At 56.3% G+C, this 17,137-nt stretch carries 7 protein-coding genes, 3 tRNA genes, 3 rRNA genes and 4 pseudogenes; 9 read left to right on the top strand and 8 right to left on the bottom strand.

Translation table 11 applies throughout. The features are described from left to right. Positions 1 to 19 precede the first annotated feature (19 nt). Together MK6180000_RS18455 and MK6180000_RS18450 are read left to right on the top strand one after the other, a co-directional pair. Positions 20 to 770, top strand: a pseudogene (locus tag MK6180000_RS18455) (IS5 family transposase). A 102-nt stretch (positions 771 to 872) separates the two neighbouring features. Next, positions 873 to 1,490: pseudogene (locus MK6180000_RS18450) on the top strand (IS110 family transposase); the annotation flags it as partial. Here the strand turns inward: MK6180000_RS18450 and MK6180000_RS20765 are convergent. Then, positions 1,488 to 1,763 (bottom strand): annotated as a pseudogene (locus tag MK6180000_RS20765) (IS6 family transposase); the annotation flags it as partial. The pseudogenes MK6180000_RS18450 and MK6180000_RS20765 sit on opposite strands and share 3 nt — an antisense overlap. 321 nt (positions 1,764 to 2,084) lie before the next feature. On the opposite strand from MK6180000_RS20765, the pseudogene MK6180000_RS18440 reads away from it, so the two are divergent. Beyond that, positions 2,085 to 2,306 (top strand): annotated as a pseudogene (locus tag MK6180000_RS18440) (IS5/IS1182 family transposase); the annotation flags it as partial. 82 nt (positions 2,307 to 2,388) lie between these two features. On the opposite strand, the gene MK6180000_RS18435 reads toward MK6180000_RS18440, so the two are convergent. Beyond that, entirely contained in the window at positions 2,389 to 3,162 is a 774-nt protein-coding gene (locus MK6180000_RS18435) for an amidohydrolase family protein (RefSeq protein ID WP_138936071.1), read from the bottom strand. A 91-nt stretch (positions 3,163 to 3,253) separates the two neighbouring features. Here MK6180000_RS18435 and MK6180000_RS18430 point away from each other — a divergent pair, with 91 nt between their 5' ends. The 5 genes from MK6180000_RS18430 to MK6180000_RS21050 all read left to right on the top strand — a co-directional run bounded on the left by MK6180000_RS18430 (position 3,254) and on the right by MK6180000_RS21050 (position 8,178). After that, positions 3,254 to 3,982: a GntR family transcriptional regulator gene (locus MK6180000_RS18430; RefSeq protein WP_138936070.1), complete on the top strand. Its 729-nt coding sequence runs from the start codon at positions 3,254 to 3,256 to the stop codon at positions 3,980 to 3,982. A 25-nt stretch (positions 3,983 to 4,007) separates the two neighbouring features. Further along, positions 4,008 to 4,958: a tripartite tricarboxylate transporter substrate binding protein gene (locus MK6180000_RS18425; RefSeq protein WP_138936069.1), complete on the top strand. Its 951-nt coding sequence runs from the start codon at positions 4,008 to 4,010 to the stop codon at positions 4,956 to 4,958. Then, on the top strand, positions 4,958 to 5,392 hold the full coding sequence (locus MK6180000_RS18420) for a tripartite tricarboxylate transporter TctB family protein (RefSeq protein ID WP_171054688.1): 435 nt from the start codon (positions 4,958 to 4,960) through the stop codon (positions 5,390 to 5,392). Before MK6180000_RS18425 ends, MK6180000_RS18420 begins: the two co-directional genes overlap by 1 nt. A 9-nt stretch (positions 5,393 to 5,401) precedes the next feature. Continuing rightward, on the top strand, positions 5,402 to 6,898 hold the full coding sequence (locus MK6180000_RS18415) for a tripartite tricarboxylate transporter permease (RefSeq protein WP_138936067.1): 1,497 nt from the start codon (positions 5,402 to 5,404) through the stop codon (positions 6,896 to 6,898). 479 nt (positions 6,899 to 7,377) lie between these two features. Further along, positions 7,378 to 8,178: a recombinase zinc ribbon domain-containing protein gene (locus MK6180000_RS21050; RefSeq protein ID WP_138936580.1), complete on the top strand. Its 801-nt coding sequence runs from the start codon at positions 7,378 to 7,380 to the stop codon at positions 8,176 to 8,178. On the opposite strand, the gene MK6180000_RS18405 is transcribed toward MK6180000_RS21050, so the two are convergent. From MK6180000_RS18405 to MK6180000_RS18380, 6 genes are all read right to left on the bottom strand, one after another. Continuing rightward, positions 8,135 to 8,211: transfer RNA gene (locus MK6180000_RS18405), tRNA-Met, on the bottom strand. The two genes, MK6180000_RS21050 and MK6180000_RS18405, sit on opposite strands and share 44 nt — an antisense overlap. 82 nt (positions 8,212 to 8,293) lie before the next feature. Beyond that, positions 8,294 to 8,408: ribosomal RNA gene (gene rrf / locus MK6180000_RS18400) — 5S ribosomal RNA — on the bottom strand. 88 nt (positions 8,409 to 8,496) lie between these two features. Next, positions 8,497 to 11,936 (bottom strand): 23S ribosomal RNA (locus MK6180000_RS18395). A 432-nt stretch (positions 11,937 to 12,368) separates the two neighbouring features. After that, positions 12,369 to 12,444, bottom strand: a tRNA-Ala gene (locus MK6180000_RS18390). 30 nt (positions 12,445 to 12,474) lie between these two features. Beyond that, positions 12,475 to 12,551, bottom strand: a tRNA-Ile gene (locus tag MK6180000_RS18385). Positions 12,552 to 12,711: 160 nt separating this feature from the next. Further along, positions 12,712 to 14,179: ribosomal RNA gene (locus tag MK6180000_RS18380) — 16S ribosomal RNA — on the bottom strand. The 16S, 23S and 5S rRNA genes sit together here with 3 tRNA genes alongside, the layout of an rRNA operon. A 1,275-nt stretch (positions 14,180 to 15,454) precedes the next feature. Here MK6180000_RS18380 and MK6180000_RS18375 point away from each other — a divergent pair. Continuing rightward, positions 15,455 to 17,104: an FMN-binding glutamate synthase family protein gene (locus MK6180000_RS18375; RefSeq protein WP_138936066.1), complete on the top strand. Its 1,650-nt coding sequence runs from the start codon at positions 15,455 to 15,457 to the stop codon at positions 17,102 to 17,104. The last annotated feature ends 33 nt before the right edge of the window (positions 17,105 to 17,137 follow it).

The following is a 17,137-nucleotide window of genomic DNA, read 5'->3' as shown; positions in this document are numbered from 1 at the left end:
CCGATGATTTGGGGGTACGATGAGCAACCTTTACGGGCTAACCAACGAACAGACGTTGCGACTGCGGCACTACTTTCTAAGGAGTCGAGGTAAGCCACGCGTCGACGATAGACGTGTTTTGAGTGGTATTTTCTTCATCAATCGCAGTGGCTTACGCTGGCGTGATGCGCCTGCTGCATATGGCCCTCCGAAGACGTTGTACAATCGCTGGAGCGATATGGGCGTTTTCGCTCGTACTATGACAGGGCTGGCTGCAGAGGCGCCTGATAACAAAACAATTTGGATTGATGCGACCTAACTCAAAGCGCACCGCACGGCCTCAAGCCTAGAGCTCAAAAAGGGGGGCGTGGACGTCTGATTGGACAGACAAAGGGCGGCATGAACACTAAATTGCATGCGGTGACCGATAAAAAGCGGTCGCCCAATCCGCTTTTTCATAACCGCCGTTCAGGTCAGCGATTACACCGGTGCAGCGGCTTTGCTGAGCAGTTTGCCAGATGCGGAATGGTTGCTCGCGGATCGGCGTCATGATGCCGATTGGTTTCGCGAAGCCTTGTCAGGAAAGGGGCACAAGGCCCTGCATCCCTGGTCGCAAGTCACGCAAGAAGGTCGTTAGATACGACAAGCGCCGTTACAAGCGCCGCAACCTCATTGAGAGAATGTTTGGCAGGCTCAAAGACTGGCGACGCGTCGCAACCCGCTATGACCAATGTCCAAAAGTATTCCTGTCAGCGATCGCCCTCGCTGCAACCGTCATATTTTGGTTATGAGATGCCGTAACGGGTCCTGCGTCGCGCACCATCATTACCGCTTGCCAGATCACCGCTGCGCTGTCGCCATTCCCGTATCAAACCTGATTGGAGTAATAGGGAATGAGACTGTTTATCGGATTGGATGTGTCACTGGCCAAGACCGCGATCTGCGTGGTCAGCGCGCATGGAAAGATCGTTCGGGAAGCTGAGGTTGCCAGCGAACCGGAGCCTCTGCTTGCATGGCTTCAGGCACTGGACGGCAACATTGCCGCTTTGGGTCTTGAGGCTGGCCCCTTGTCACAGTGGCTGTATCGCGGGCTGACAGATGCCGGGCTGGATGCCGTTCTGATGGAGAGGCGGCAGGTGAAGGGTGCCCTGAAGGCCATGCCCATCAAGACTGATCGCAGGGATGCCGAAGGCATTGGGCGTCTGCTCCACCTCGGTTGGTTCCGCCCTGTCCGCTGCAAGTCAGTTTCGGCGCAGGAGGTGCGCGCCATTCTGAGTGCTCGGAAGGCGATCCAGCAGAACATGATCGCGCTGGAGATGTCACTGCGCGGGCTCCTGCGTAACTTTGGTTTGAAGGTCGGGGCGATCTCCCGAGGAAGGTTCGAGCATCGCATTCGAGAACTCGCTGAGGGCAATGCTATGCTTGAGACGGCGACAGCCCCGATGTTACGTGCAAGGGCGTCGTTGCGCCAAGAGCTTGCGGGCCCGGAAAAACTGGTTCTGCAGATGGCCGTTTATCTTCACGAAAACCTCGCCCGGGTGCCACTGCCAGTTCGAGTACGACCGCAACTGCTCTACCAGTTTCCGCCGGATTTCGGCAGCAAACATCGGGCCAAATCTGTTCCACCAAAACCGCACCGTTTCGTGGCTGATATCGATGCCGCGTTCGTCGAGAAGGTCCTCAACACTTCTAAGCGAAAGCGGAAAGCGGACATACGTCATCACCGCGAGGCGGATGATGTCAGGACTGGTTTTGGGTTTCCGAAATGGGGAGTGGTTTGTCATCCAGAAAGGCTACGAAACCGCCCTGCCCGCTTCCAGTAGGTTTCGTCTGACAAAGCCGCTGGAGAGGCAAGACGACGTCGGCCCAGCTTCCAAGCCGAGCCAGGCTATCGGCTGCCCGAAATCCTTCAATAGCTCAACAATCGCCTCTGGTTCCGCTTCGATTTTGCTTTCAGGCAGACAGTTCCTTCATCTTCCAGAATGCAAACGTTGACGGTTTCAAGGGAACGGTCGATCGCAACCTAATGTGCCATGTTGTTCCCCCAATCGGCATTTAGATGGAACTATGATCGACCATGTCGGACCGCCCACCTCCCCCATCTCTGCCGCCCCGATTTGAGCGACCGTATCCCGGATCATTCAATGTTTTCGAAGAACCGACATAGGCGTTTCCGAGAGAGTGCGTTGCTGCGTCACCTCTTCGAGATCACTGTTGCATCGTGCATCTCCGAAGGCTTGGTGAGCGGTCAGCACATGGCCGTCGACGCAAGTCTGATTAAGGCGGATGCGAACTGGCAGCATTCTGCTCTGCAGGAAGACTGCGATGGTTAACGACATATTTACAATCGAAGTTAAAGCTCGGACTAGGAAAAGCTGGGACCACACCGCCTATAATAGCCCTACTCCCTCACTGGACCTCAAGACCATAGAGCACTTTGGCAGCCGTCGCATCGTCAACGTGATCCGAGATGTCCGCGAGATATCCAGCATAGGTCGCGACGTCGTCGTGCCTGGTGTGGGGCCAGTCACTTCCCCAGACGCAGCGGTCCGCACTCACCAGCTCCAGCAAGCGCTCCAGATGCGGACGCGGATCCGCTCTGCCGCGATAGGGCGCGCTCATTTTGGCGAAGAAGCGATCGCGGTTTCTGCAAATGCTCAGTGCCTCCAGCCAAGGTTCGCGCGCGGGATCAGGCGAGGCAGGGAGACCCAGATGGTCAATGACGACAGGGACCGGTAAGGTCGAGAGCGGTTCCAAGTAGTCTGCCAGACGCCCACTTTCCAGCTGGACCTCGACATGCATCCCGAGGGCGGCCAGCGTATCGACGAAGCGCCGTGTGGCTGGGTCATCCACATGGGGTAGGGGCGCTCCGGAGATAAGGTTCCAGCGCACGGCCTTGACGCCATTTTCCGCAAGCACCGCTAACTTGTGTTCCGGGGTTGCCAAATCGACCACTGCCACCCCGGCAAAGTGGCGACGGTCCAATCCGGCAAGTGCGGCCAGAAGTTGGGAATTGTCCGTGCCAAGGAAGCTGACCTGGACGATTACGCCGCCCCTGATGCCATGCTCAGCCTGGAGCGCGCGCCATGCCGCCAGGGGGGCGGGCCGGTCCGGGACATAGCGCGCACCGGCAACCGATTGAATGCGCTCGTAAACATGTGCGTGACAATCGAATTGGATCACGCTGCCCTCCATTATATATGTAGTTCTATATAGAACTAGTTGACTGACAGGGTCAATTGCCTTATCCTATCCTTCAAGGGTTGGAGGACCAATGGCACAAACGAGTATGACGAGTGATCGTCGGCTGCCCGCCTATCAGCGGCTGCGCGACGCGCTGGCGCACCGCATCGCCGAGGGCGAATGGGGACCGGACGCCGCGCTGCCCTCGGAGAATCGGCTGGCCTCCGAACATATGTTGTCCGTCGGCACAGTGCGTAAGGCGATCCAGCAGCTTGTCGATGAGGGGCTGCTTGAGCGGCGCCAAGGATCGGGCACCTATCTGCGCAAGCCTGCCTTCGATGTTACGCTCTTTCGCTTCTTCCAGATCCGCGAGCATGGCTCGGCCACCAGCATTCCGACCAGTCGGCTGATTTCGCGCACGCGCATGAACGCCCCGGACCACGTGGCCGAAACGCTGGGCACCAGCGATGTCATCCAGATCCAGCGCCTGCGCTGCCTGTCCGAACAGCCGCTTCTTTCCGAAGAGATCTACATTCCGGCAGCCCGCTTTGAAGGGTTCGAGGCCATCCCAGAGACGGAGATAGGCCCGCTCCTCTACCCCGTCTATTTCGAGCGCTTCGGCGTCTTCGTCGCGCGCGCCGAGGACGAGGTGCATTTCGGCGCTGCCGATGCGCAGACCGCCGCGCGTCTCGGCATGGTGCAGGACGGCCCCGTCGCGATGATCGAACGCACGGCCTTCGACATCGCCGGGGACGCCATCGAATGGCGGCTCGCAGCCGGGCGCGCCGATAACTTTCGTTACCGCAGCCGCATCGGCTGATTATAAAAACCTAGGGAGGAAAATCATGAAATATCTAGCTACAACAGCCGTTGCCGTGGCCCTGTCCACCACCGCGGCCTTTGCCGAATATCCCGAGCGCCCCATCGAGGTTACGATTCCCGCACCGGCCGGGGGCGGCACCGACACCAGCGCGCGCAAGCTGGCAATCCTGCTGGAGGAAGAGCTGGGCACGTCCATCGCCATCCTGAACGCCGCCGGTGGCGGGGGATCGGTTGGTGTGACGCAATTCATGCAAGAAAAACCCAATGGCTATTCACTGCTGGCAACTTGGAACAGCCCGATCACGACCGTTCCGCAAGTGCAGAGCACTGCCTACAGCATCGACAGCTTCACCCCCCTCGCCTCAACCTCCGAGACGGCCTATACCATGTGCGTCAGCGCGGATTTCCCTGCCGAGACGGGCGAGGAGTTCCTGGCCGAGCTTGCTGCGAACCCCGGCAAATATACCTACGGCAACGACGGCATTGGAGGCACGATGCAGTTGGCGGCTGAGCGCATCTTTCAAGTGAAGGGCATCGAAGCCGTGGCCATCCCCTTCGGCGGTGCGGGCGAGACTCTGCAGAACTTCCTCGGTGGGCATGTCGATATCTATGGCGGCTCCATTTCGCCCGCCCTGCCCTATACCGATACCGGCGAGGCCAAATGCCTGATCGTCACCTCTGCGGCCCCCGTCGAGGCGCTGCCCAAGGCGGCTGGCCTGGAAGAGCTGGGTCTTGGCGCGGAAGAAACGCTCTTGTGGAGGATGGTTCTGGCACCCGCAGGTCTGGACCCGGCCATTGCTGACCGTCTCATCGCCGCGCTGGAAAAGACGGTGAACGATCCCAGCTATGTCGAGTTTCTGGCGACCAAGGGCGAGATCCCGAATGTCGTGACAGGCGATGCCCTGACGCAGCGCCTCAATGCGGAATATGACGGTCTGGCCAAGGTCGCCAAAAACCTCGGCCTTGGCAACTGATGGAACGGCGGCAGGACCTTGTTCTGGGTGCTTTGTTCGCCGTGCTCGGCATCTCCGCGGCCTTGAAGGCCGCGGAGTACTCCGGCGCGACAGGCACCTATCCGATGATCTTGGGGCTGGTCATGACCGCGCTCGGTGTCATCGTCGCGGGCAAGGCATGGCTCCGTGGACGCAGCACCGCGCGCCCGCTGACCGAGCATAAAGGCCGCGCGGCGCTGACTGTGGCGCTGGCTGCGGTCTATATCGCGCTCGTTCCGCTGCTTGGCTTCTATACGGCGTCCGCGCTGGTGGTCATCGTTCTGCCGGCCGTCCTCGGTTTTCGCCAACCGTTCTACCTAGCCCTTGCGGCGCTGATCTTTACCCTCGTCGTCTGGGCCGTGTTTTCGGTCCTTCTCGAAAAACCACTGCCCGATGAATTCTGGCTGGCACAATAGGGGCCTGGCATGCAAATCGTGACTGAAATTCTGGGAAACGTGTTTGCCCTCGGCCCAATCGCCGCGATGATCGGCGCGTCGATCCTTGGCGTCTTCATCGGGGCATTGCCGGGGCTCAACCCGGTGATGGCCATCGCACTGCTCCTACCACTGACCTATTCGATGGAGCCTCTGATTGCGCTCGGCATGGTCGCCGGCATCTATAACGGATCGATGTATGGCGGCGCGATACCTGCAATTCTCTTGCGCATCCCCGGCACCCCCGCCGCCATTGCCACCACATTCGACGGCTATCCGATGGCGCAGCAGGGCCAAGCCGCGCGCGCGCTCAAGATTGCCTGCTGGTCCTCGGCCTTGGGCGGCACGGCCTCGGCAATTGCACTTATGACAATCGGGCCGATTCTGGCCCGCGCCACACTCGCCTTCGGCCCGGCCGAGTACTTCTGGATCGCCATGTTCGGCATGGCCTCGATTAGTGTGCTGGTCGGCAAGGACGCCGCCAAAGGCCTTATGGCCGCCGTATTGGGCCTTTTGCTCGGGACTGTCGGACTCGACCAGCTTTCAGGTGTGCCGCGCTATACCTTCGGCGAGCCGTGGCTATTAGGCGGTGTGGATCTGATCGTCATCCTCGTCGGCCTATACGCCCTGCCCCCAGTAATCGCGCTGGCCGAGAGTGCCGATCTCAAGGGCCTCTCCGCCGCCGATCTGAAACTCGAGTCGGTCAAGGTGCCGTGGTCCGAGGTCCGGGGCATGGTGCCCACATGGTTGCGCTCGTCCCTGATCGGCATCGGTGTCGGCATCCTGCCGGGGGCCGGCGGCAATATCGCGGCGTTCCTCAGCTACAATGCCGCCAAAAGCGCCAGCGACGATCCCGAAAGCTTTGGCAAAGGCAACCCGCTGGGCGTGGCCGCCGCCGAATGTGGCAACAACGCGGATAACGCGGCCTCGATGATCCCGGCCCTGACCTTGGGCATTCCCGGCAATGTCGTGGCCGCCCTCGTGCTGGGCGCGCTCCTGATCCACGGCCTTCAACCAGGGCCGCAGCTCTTTCACCAAAATCCCGGCCTCGTCGGTGGTTTCATGCTGCAAATGCTGCTGACCTCGCTCCTGATCCTCGCCGTTGGCGGCGCGGCGGCGACGCGAATCTTTGCACAAGTGCAGCGCTTACCTGGCGTTCTGCTGGTTCCCACGATTCTCGTGCTGATGGTCGTCGGCGTCTATGTTATCAACGGACGTCCGATCGATTTGTGGGTGATGTTCGCGGCAGGTGTTGCGGGCTATTTCCTGGAAAAGGTCGAAGTGCCTCTGGCGCCTATCGTCCTCGGCTTGATCCTCGGCCCTATGGCTGAGCAAAGCGTGCGCCGCGCGCTGCTGATCAGCCGCGGGGATGTGACTGAACTGGTGACGCGCCCCCTTTCAGCGGTTATCGCCGTGGCGACGGTATCGCTCATCGTTTGGCCGCTCGTGAGGGGTATAATACGGCGAAAGAACACTAGACTCTCCTAACGAAGGCAATTCATTGCACGCAAAGGACTGCAGATCGCCGGAGAACTCACGTCGACGCGTTAAGAAGCAGTGTCATCTGCCGCCATCAACGGCGATCAATTCTAGCTGTTGGGTCGCTATGACCAATAACCTGGTATCTCAATGTACAGAGGATCAATGTGAATCCCCGACACAAAACGGCCATGGCAGCGGTTTGACAATCTAACCGTCGCAGAGCAAATTTCCGCAGTCTGACACCTGATGCATGAGCTAAGGGTGGGAAGGTGTATTTTGTGGAGTTGTACAGCCGGGTCCGCCTGGCATGTCATCAAGGTTTCCTCTGACAGAGCACGTTACTCTATCTGTGAACCCGGTAGTGCTACCATGTAGCTCAGTTCATTCTTCATCGCTCTGCATCTCAGGTGGTGATCACCGACATCCCCGACCTCAGAATCATCGACCAAGACCTTTGGGATTCAGCCCGCACACGCCAAGGTGCGATGAAGACCAAAAACACTACTACCGCAATCTGGGACCGCCGCCGCCCGAGGACATTGTTCTCGGGGCTCATGACCTGCGGCAAGTGCGGCGGCGGAATCTCCAAAGTCTCGCAGACCAGTTTCGGTTGCTCCACCGCGCGCAACCAAGGCAAAGCCGTCTGCGACAACATGGCTACAATTGCTCAGGCAGAGCTTGAGCGCTTGGTCTTGGATGCGTTGCAGAACAACCTGATGGATCAGGATGCGCTCACCATCTTTTGTCAGGAATACGCCAAGGAACGAAATCGCCTTCAGGCGGACGCTTCGTTCAATCGCAACGCCTTAGAAAAGGAGTTGGCGAAGACCAAGAAGGACCACGCCAAGCTGGTCGATGCGATCATAGCTGGGATTCCGGCTGAGCAAGTCAAAGACCGGATGCTGGCGCTTGATGCGCGACGCATCGAATTGGAAGGCAAGGTAGCGCGCGAGGTAACTCCCTCCCCCATCCGGATCCACCCAAGAATGGCGGATAGCTATCGTGATAAGATCACCATCCTGATCGCACAGCTTCAAAACCCCGACGGGATGCTGGAGGCAAAGGAAGCGTTGCGCGGCCTGATTGACCGGATCGTGTTTCAGCCCTCACCGACGGGCGGCAAGCTGGGCATTCATTTGGAAGGCGCCCTCGCGGCGTTGCTTACCCTCAGCTCGGGGGCCAAACGCCAAAAAGGCCTGAGTGGAAAAACTCAAGCCTTTGAAGATATTGAAGAATTAGCGTTGGTTGCGGGAGTAGGATTTGAACCTACGACCTTCAGGTTATGAGCCTGACGAGCTACCGGGCTGCTCCATCCCGCGCCAATATGGTGCATCACAGGCCTACGTCAGGTCAAGTGAGACAGCATCGAAAGAGAGATACATCAACTAAGGATCTTACTAGGTTTGGCGACGACCTACTCTCCCACGCCTTAAGACGCAGTACCATGGGCGCAACGGCACTTAACGGCCGGGTTCGGGATGGGACCGGGTGTTTTGCTCGCGCTATGATCACCAAACCGAGAAAGATCCTCAGTATTCCAAGTCAAGTTACTGTGTAGATGGTGTGTATGACTTAAATCCGCAGAAGTCTGACTTCTACTGGATCAAATCAAGCCTATCGAGCAATTAGTACTGGTCAACTGAACGCCTTACAGCGCTTACATCTCCAGCCTATCGACGTGGTGGTCTACCACGGCTCTCAGGGATACCTTGTTTTGAGGGGGGCTTCCCGCTTAGATGCCTTCAGCGGTTATCCTGTCCGTTCATAGCTACCCTGCACTGCTGCTGGCGCAACAACAGGTCCACCAGTGGAACGTTCACCCCGGTCCTCTCGTACTAGGGGCAACTCCTCTCAAGTATCCTACACCCACGGCAGATAGGGACCGAACTGTCTCACGACGTTCTAAACCCAGCTCACGTACCTCTTTAAACGGCGAACAGCCGTACCCTTGGGACCTGCTCCAGCCCCAGGATGAGATGAGCCGACATCGAGGTGCCAAACACTGCCGTCGATATGGACTCTTGGGCAGTATCAGCCTGTTATCCCCGGCGTACCTTTTATCCGTTGAGCGATGGCCCTCCCACTTGGGACCACCGGATCACTATGACCGACTTTCGTCTCTGCTCGACTTGTCAGTCTCGCAGTCAGGCTGGCTTCTGCCATTGCACTCAACGACCGATTTCCGACCGGTCTGAGCCAACCTTCGCGCGCCTCCGTTACGATTTAGGAGGCGACCGCCCCAGTCAAACTACCCACCACGCAGGGTCCCGGATCCGGATAACGGACCGCGGTTAGACATCAAGAGTGCGAAGAGTGGTATCTCAAGGATGACTCCACAGAATCTGGCGATCCTGCTTCAAAGTCTACCACCTATCCTGCACATCACAATCCTGATGCCAGTGCGAAGTTGTAGTAAAGGTGCACGGGGTCTTTCCGTCTAACCGCGGGAAGCCTGCATCTTGACAGGCAATTCAATTTCGCTGAGTCCACATTTGAGACAGCGGGGAAGTCGTTACGCCATTCGTGCAGGTCGGAACTTACCCGACAAGGAATTTCGCTACCTTAGGACCGTTATAGTTACGGCCGCCGTTTACCTGGGCTTCAATTCAGAGCTCTCACCCCTCCTTTTAACCTTCAGGCACCGGGCAGGCGTCAGACCCTATACGTCGTCTTGCGACTTCGCAGAGCCCTGTGTTTTTAGTAAACAGTCGCCACCCCCTGGTTTGTGCCCCCGGCCTCTACTTGCGTAAAAACCGGGCCTCCTTCTCGCGAACTTACGGAGGTATTTTGCCGAGTTCCTTAAATGTGGTTCTCTCAAGCGCCTTGGTATTCTCTACCAGTCCACCTGTGTTGGTTTAGGGTACGATCTAGCGATGGAGCTATTTCCAGGAACCTCTAAGCAGCCCATTCAATCCGATAAGGATGAACTACCCTCGAGATCCGTCACTTCCATCTGGCCCAGGAATATTAACCTGGTTCCCATCGACTACGCCTTTCGGCCTCGCCTTAGGGGTCGGCTTACCCTGCTCAGATTAGCTTTAAGCAGGAACCCTTGGACTTTCGGCGACAGTGTCTCTCACACTGTTTGTCGCTACTCATGTCATCATTCTCACTAGTGATCTCTCCACCGGATGGCTCACGCCCCGGCTTCATCGAAAGCTCCGCGTCTCCAATGCGGGCGAACCCGCTAAGGAGACATGGAACTGTTTCACACTACGCTCTGCTACCATGCCTTACGGCATCCTAAGCTTCGGCTCATGGCTTGAGCCCCGTTACATCTTCGCCGCAGGACAACTTATTTAGACCAGTGAGCTGTTACGCTATCTTTAAAGGATGGCTGCTTCTAAGCCAACCTCCTGGTTGTTTTGGTCGTCCCACCTGCTTTCCCACTTAGCCATGAATTAGGGGCCTTAGCTGTAGGTCAGGGTTGTTTCCCTCTCGACTACGGACGTTAGCATTCGCAGTCTGTCTGCCATCTATTACTCCTCGGTATTCGGAGTTTGGTTAGGATCAGTAAGCCGGTGAGGCCCCATTACCCATCCAGTGCTCTACCCCCGAGGGTATTCGGATGACGCTCTACCTAAATAGATTTCGCAGAGAACCAGCTATCTCCGAGTTTGATTGGCCTTTCACCCCTAGGCACAACTCATCCCGACCTTTTTCAACAGGTGTGGGTTCGGACCTCCAGTTAGTGTTACCTAACCTTCATCCTGGTCATGCCTAGATCACTCGGTTTCGGGTCTGATCCATCTAACTCATTCGCCCTATTAAGACTCGCTTTCGCTGCGCCTACACCTAACGGCTTAAGCTTGCTAGATAGACCAAGTCGATGACCCATTATACAAAAGGTACGCCGTCACAAGACTGGACACTAATGACAATCACTTCATTGGTATTGAGACACGGAAATGAACCGTCTCAACCCCGGGGTTGTTCGAATAGATGCCCGCGTTCGACCTATGGTCGGCGCCAAGACCTATGCGAACACCTTCGCGGTTTTGATAGCCTAGCTCGATACCGGAACGAAATTCGATGGGACCACCCAGATCAACATCGCCACCACGAGCATATAGCCCAGGCATCGCGTGAAATTGTGCGTACCACCGATCATTCGGTGTCGAGTATGTCGTCGTGTTACCCATTCCCAACCAAAGTCCACCCTCATCGGTGACAGAAACACCGTAGGTGTATTGGAAAGGTCCGCGAGCGATCCCTGTTTGTTTTCTGATGAAGATTTCTTCACCGACATGTTTCTCTTGAAACACCAGGTCGCCGACGGATAGTCCAAGATATGGCGTGCGCTCATTCTTGGCCAAGCAGCCTTCGTTTGGGCAATGATTGATGCCCATGTTGATTAGCCCCAAAACGAGGCCGACAACGGCGAAGGTACCATCCGTAACAACGGCTAGATCCGACATATTCATTTCCTTGTCATAATTTGCACCTTAGTGATGCAGATTGTCATTAGAGTCCAGTCAAGCTCCGACTGATTGTAGGCGTTCGGTTTCAGGTACTGTTTCACTCCCCTCGTCGGGGTGCTTTTCACCTTTCCCTCACGGTACTGGTTCACTATCGGTCAGTAAGGAGTACTTAGCCTTCGAAGGTGGTCCTCCGATCTTCAGACAGAATTTCACGTGTTCCGCCCTACTTAATACGTCCTATCATGCTTCATATACGGGGCTATCACCCTCTATGGCCGTGCTTCCCAACACGTTCTATTCACACTCAAGGCTCGGCTGGTCCCCGTTCGCTCGCCGCTACTAGGGGAGTATCATATTGATGTCCTTTCCTCCGGGTACTTAGATGTTTCAGTTCTCCGGGTTTGCTCTTATAAACCTATGTATTCAGTCTATAAGTACCTGTTTTACCGCATTATTAGCTGCTCCTAAGAGCAATAATAACACAGTATCAGGTGGGTTGCCCCATTCGGAAATTCATGGATCAAAGCTTATTCTCAGCTCCCCATGACTTATCGCAGAGTATCACGTCCTTCATCGCCTCTTACTGCCAAGGCATTCACCAAACGCCCTTTTCGCGCTTGATTTGATCCAGAAAAAGACAGACTTGCGTCTGACGCGGCTCCCCAGCTGGTAACTAAAGGGGCCTTTTATCTGGAACAAAAGTCATACTTTGTTTCCCGCCTGGCCGACATGCGACCAGACAATGTGCAATCCTTACGGATTACACAGGATACAGAACCGTGCAGAACTGTATCCGGGTTAGTATACTTGACTTGGACGACATTGTCTCTTTCAGTTGGCAAACGCATGGATGGTCGAGGAAACAACCATGTCATACGCTCACTTTTGGATCGAAATCCTCCAGCACCGAACTGAGATGTACCGCTTACTCGCGGACATCAACAATGTCGTTATTTGTATCTCTCTTTACGATGTCAATTCGTCCGATTGGACGGTTAAGAACTGCGCACAGTGCTTAACGGTACAATCGAGTACGTCATTTGGCTGAAATGACTTGGTGGAGCCTAGGAGGATCGAACTCCTGACCTCCTGAATGCAAATCAGGCGCTCTCCCAGCTGAGCTAAGGCCCCAGTTAGTCAATTTTGCAATGCAAAATGACGTGGTGGGTCGAGGAGGACTTGAACCTCCGACCTCACGCTTATCAGGCGTGCGCTCTAACCACCTGAGCTACCGACCCATACAGGCCGGTAGGCCTGAAAACTGTCTGAAGAGATATGAGGACGGATTGGCCCAAATCAGATCCACGAATGAACCTGATTGATGTGATCAGCTTTGTTTGCTGATCGTGCTAAGTGTTTCACGAAACTGGCAAGCCAGTCTGCTAGAAACATCCTTAGAAAGGAGGTGATCCAGCCGCAGGTTCCCCTACGGCTACCTTGTTACGACTTCACCCCAGTCGCTGATCCTACCGTGGCCGCCTGCCTCCCCGAAGGGTTAGCGCAGCGTCGTCGGGTAGAACCAACTCCCATGGTGTGACGGGCGGTGTGTACAAGGCCCGGGAACGTATTCACCGCGTCATGCTGTTACGCGATTACTAGCGATTCCGACTTCATGGGGTCGAGTTGCAGACCCCAATCCGAACTGAGATAGCTTTTGGGGATTAACCCATTGTCACTACCATTGTAGCACGTGTGTAGCCCAACCCGTAAGGGCCATGAGGACTTGACGTCATCCACACCTTCCTCCCGCTTATCACGGGCAGTTTCCATAGAGTGCCCAGCTTAACCTGCTGGCAACTAGGGATGTGGGTTGCGCTCGTTGCCGGACTTAACCGAACATCTCACGACACGAGCTGACGACAGCCATGCAGCACCTGTATGATATCCAGCCGAACTGACCGATCCATCTCTGGAAAGTATGATATCTATGTCAAGGGTTGGTAAGGTTCTGCGCGTTGCTTCGAATTAAACCACATGCTCCACCGCTTGTGCGGGCCCCCGTCAATTCCTTTGAGTTTTAATCTTGCGACCGTACTCCCCAGGCGGAATGCTTAATCCGTTAGGTGTGTCACCGAACAGTATACTGCCCGACGACTGGCATTCATCGTTTACGGTGTGGACTACCAGGGTATCTAATCCTGTTTGCTCCCCACACTTTCGTACCTCAGCGTCAGTATCGAGCCAGTGAGCCGCCTTCGCCACTGGTGTTCCTCCGAATATCTACGAATTTCACCTCTACACTCGGAATTCCACTCACCTCTCTCGAACTCTAGACTAGCAGTTTATGAGGCAGTTCCGGGGTTGAGCCCCGGGATTTCACCCCATACTTGCTAATCCGCCTACGTACGCTTTACGCCCAGTAATTCCGAACAACGCTAACCCCCTCCGTATTACCGCGGCTGCTGGCACGGAGTTAGCCGGGGTTTCTTTACCAGGTACTGTCATTATCATCCCTGGCGAAAGAGCTTTACGATCCTAAGACCTTCATCACTCACGCGGCATGGCTAGATCAGGCTTGCGCCCATTGTCTAAGATTCCCCACTGCTGCCTCCCGTAGGAGTCTGGGCCGTGTCTCAGTCCCAGTGTTGCTGATCATCCTCTAAAACCAGCTATAGATCGTAGACTTGGTAGGCCATTACCCCACCAACTATCTAATCTAACGCGGGCCGATCCTTCTCCGATAAATCTTTCCCCCGAAGGGCGTATAAGGTATTACTCACCGTTTCCAGTGGCTATTCCTTAGAGAAGGGTACGTTCCCACGCGTTACTAACCCGTCCGCCGCTAGACCCGAAGGTCTCGCTCGACTTGCATGTGTTAAGCCTGCCGCCAGCGTTCGTTCTGAGCCAGGATCAAACTCTCAAGTTGAAAAGCTATTGCTAGCTTATCCTTGACGTTCGAACCTCTGCACATATGTGTCCCAACCGGCAAAGGCCGGGACGTTACTGTCTGTTGTGCTTTTGGTTTCATCAGAAACCGAAAGCCGTCCAAACAGTGAAGCTGACACTAGATCATCGGGTTGCCCCTACTAGCGCGATATATGTGCAGTTGTCTGTTCATCGAATGAACCAAACCGCCCACATATCTCTTCAGATACTATCAGTTTCAAAGAACGTTGGGGCCAAGACCCCAGAGACAAAATCAACCGACTGCGCTAAATCGTTTGCGCGGTCCGCTTCATCTAACTCTGTATTCCGTTGCCGTCAAGGCCGCTGGAGCGTCGCTCCGTTGTCCCGTCTGGCGTCCCGTTGTGCGCCTCAGCGCCGCCGGTGAGGTGGGGTTTACGGTTTGATGCTCAGACCCGCAACCCCTTTTTTCAGCAAAGACCCACTTTTTGTACGTTTTCCTGATTTTCGTATAAAATTAGAGGGTTAGGTACCGTTTGTTTCGGCGATTATCGCTCATGCGCAATTATATTGCTTCGGTTCCTCTAGGTCAAAGCGGCAAATCGGAGCTCTCATCGGCCTAACCACGTGAAGATTCCCGGATTCGGAGCACTAAGCGGGTGAATCACGGCCGCGACTCGGCATCGAATGTCACGATTCTTCCCTGCGGGGTCCGATTCTTGGTCAGAAATCAGTTCAGGTGTCGGAAGAGGTCATGAAATTGTGGAAAAATACGTCGCCGACTCGGTGTTTTTCGACCTGTGCCTGGGAATCGCTACCCCAGAAGCCGACTCGCGCCATCCTCTTGCCACAAGATCGCCGAGGGATTCGCACGGGCGCGCCATCAGCTGCGCCTACGCGTCTCGTGAAAACGTGCTCTTGGGTCAAATGCGTCTCCAAGCCACTCCTGATTCAGCTGTTTCGCTGACACCGCTCGCCTTCAAACGGGGTCCACCGTCATAAAGAGGCGCCGCGCACGGTTTAGAGTCTTAGAAAAAGGGCGAAAACACACCTGCAATTCCACGTCAAATTCCTGCCCCTATATAGAGAGTGAAATTGAGCACGATTTTGGGCATTGCGGCGAGTGGATCGCGGCCACCGGATCAGAGCGCCAATGTATCTATGGTTTATGGTCATGCTTCCTCGCGCGACACTCCAGAGATCACCATACTGGCCACACCGACATCATATTTGCCCGCAGCTGTCGACGCGGATACCACTGAGCGCTATCTGCCAGACATCATTCATAGGGGCATTCATGCTGGACACCATCAAACGCGCGATCATTCCCGTCACGGCATTTGCCCTGTCGATCCTAGCCATCGGCCTTGCATTCATCGACGCGCGCTGGCTGCTGGTACTTATCGCCACTCTGCCAGTGGTCGCCTTGGGTATCTACGACCGCAACCAAAAAACATGGACTATCACCCGCAACTATCCCGTCGCAGGCCGCGTGCGTTGGGTGTTCTATAAGCTCCGCCCGTACTTGCGCGCCTATATCGTTGAGGATGACCTGTCCGGCACGCCCTATTCGTTTGATGCGCGCAACCTCGTCCATGCACGCGCCCGGGGCGAGACGGATACGCATCCATTTGGAACCGAGCGGGACACCAGCGCCCACACCTACCATTGGCTCATGCATTCTATTACGCCCGAAAATGATCCCGATCCTGCACCGCGCGTGCATGTTGGCAATGACCAGACCAGCAAACCCTATAGCGCTTCGATCTTGAACGTATCGGCCATGAGCTTCGGTTCGCTCTCGGCGAATGCTATTCAGGCGCTGAACCTTGGCGCCGCCAAGGGCGGCTATTATCACGATACCGGCGAGGGCGGCGTTAGCGATCACCACGCCAAACATGGCGGTGACCTGGTATGGGAAATTGGGTCGGGGTATTTCGGTGCGCGCACGAAGGACGGCAATTTCGACCCAGAGATGTTCCGCGATACCGCCATCCGCGACCAAATAAAGATGACCGAGATCAAGCTGAGTCAGGGCGCCAAGCCCGGCCATGGCGGCATGTTGCCGGGCAGCAAAGTAACTGCCGAAATCGCACGCGTGCGCGGGGTTGAGCAGGGCAAGGACTGTCTGTCTCCGCGCGGTCACAGGGCGTTTTCCACGCCGATCGAAATGCTGGAATTCGCCGCCAAGATGCGTGATCTGTCGGGCGGCAAGCCTGTGGGGCTCAAACTGTGCATCGGGCAGCCCTATGAGGTGTTCGCCATGATGAAGGCGATTCTAGAAACAGGCATGAAGCCCGAATTCATCGTCGTTGACGGCGGCGAGGGTGGCACGGGTGCCGCGCCACTAGAGCTGTCTGACTGGGTCGGTATGCCCCTTACCGAAGGGCTGATCCTCATGCGCAACGCACTGGTCGGCTGCGGCCTCAAAGATGACATCAAACTGGTCGCAGGGGGCAAGGTTTATTCCGGCATGGGGCTTGCTCAGAACATTGCGCTGGGGGCTGATTGGTGCAACGCCGCGCGCGCCTTTATGCTGTCGGTGGGATGCCTCCAGTCGCAGCGCTGCCATATGGATACCTGCCCTACCGGCGTCGCCACCCAGAACGCGGCCCGCCAGCGCGGCTTGATCCCCGAGGTGCAAGGCCCGCGCTCGGCCCGTTTTCATCAAAAAACGGTTGAGGCGCTGGTGGATATGGTCGCTGCCGCCGGGCTCAAACATCCCAGTGAGTTGGAGCCGCATCATATGATGCACCGTACCGGGCCTGAGGCGGCACTGCCGATGGACCTGATCCACGCGTTCCTACCCAAGGGCATCTTGATCGACGCGCCTGAAGACACGTTATATGCAGATTGGTGGGCCGCGGCCCAATCAAGCAGCTTCAAACCTGCGACAGATCTGGTGCGCCGCCGGGCCAAATCTACTGAGGCAACCGCGGTTATCTAGGCTCTTCTCGCGAAACGCTGGCGCCGTGAGATC

The organism is Roseovarius arcticus, assembly GCF_006125015.1.
Classification (GTDB): domain Bacteria; phylum Pseudomonadota; class Alphaproteobacteria; order Rhodobacterales; family Rhodobacteraceae; genus Roseovarius; species Roseovarius arcticus.
Note: the sequence above shows the minus strand (reverse complement) of the source record. Positions and strands in the feature narration are given on the sequence as shown.

What these genes read in the sequence shown, in the direction of transcription:
- MK6180000_RS21050 (WP_138936580.1), top strand. Translation starts at nt 7,378, where the DNA reads ATGAAGACCAAAAACACTACTACCGCAATCTGGGACCGCCGCCGCCCG.
- MK6180000_RS18420 (WP_171054688.1), top strand. Translation starts at nt 4,958, where the DNA reads ATGGAACGGCGGCAGGACCTTGTTCTGGGTGCTTTGTTCGCCGTGCTC.
- MK6180000_RS18425 (WP_138936069.1), top strand. Translation starts at nt 4,008, where the DNA reads ATGAAATATCTAGCTACAACAGCCGTTGCCGTGGCCCTGTCCACCACC.
- MK6180000_RS18375 (WP_138936066.1), top strand. Translation starts at nt 15,455, where the DNA reads ATGCTGGACACCATCAAACGCGCGATCATTCCCGTCACGGCATTTGCC.
- MK6180000_RS18430 (WP_138936070.1), top strand. Translation starts at nt 3,254, where the DNA reads ATGGCACAAACGAGTATGACGAGTGATCGTCGGCTGCCCGCCTATCAG.
- MK6180000_RS18415 (WP_138936067.1), top strand. Translation starts at nt 5,402, where the DNA reads ATGCAAATCGTGACTGAAATTCTGGGAAACGTGTTTGCCCTCGGCCCA.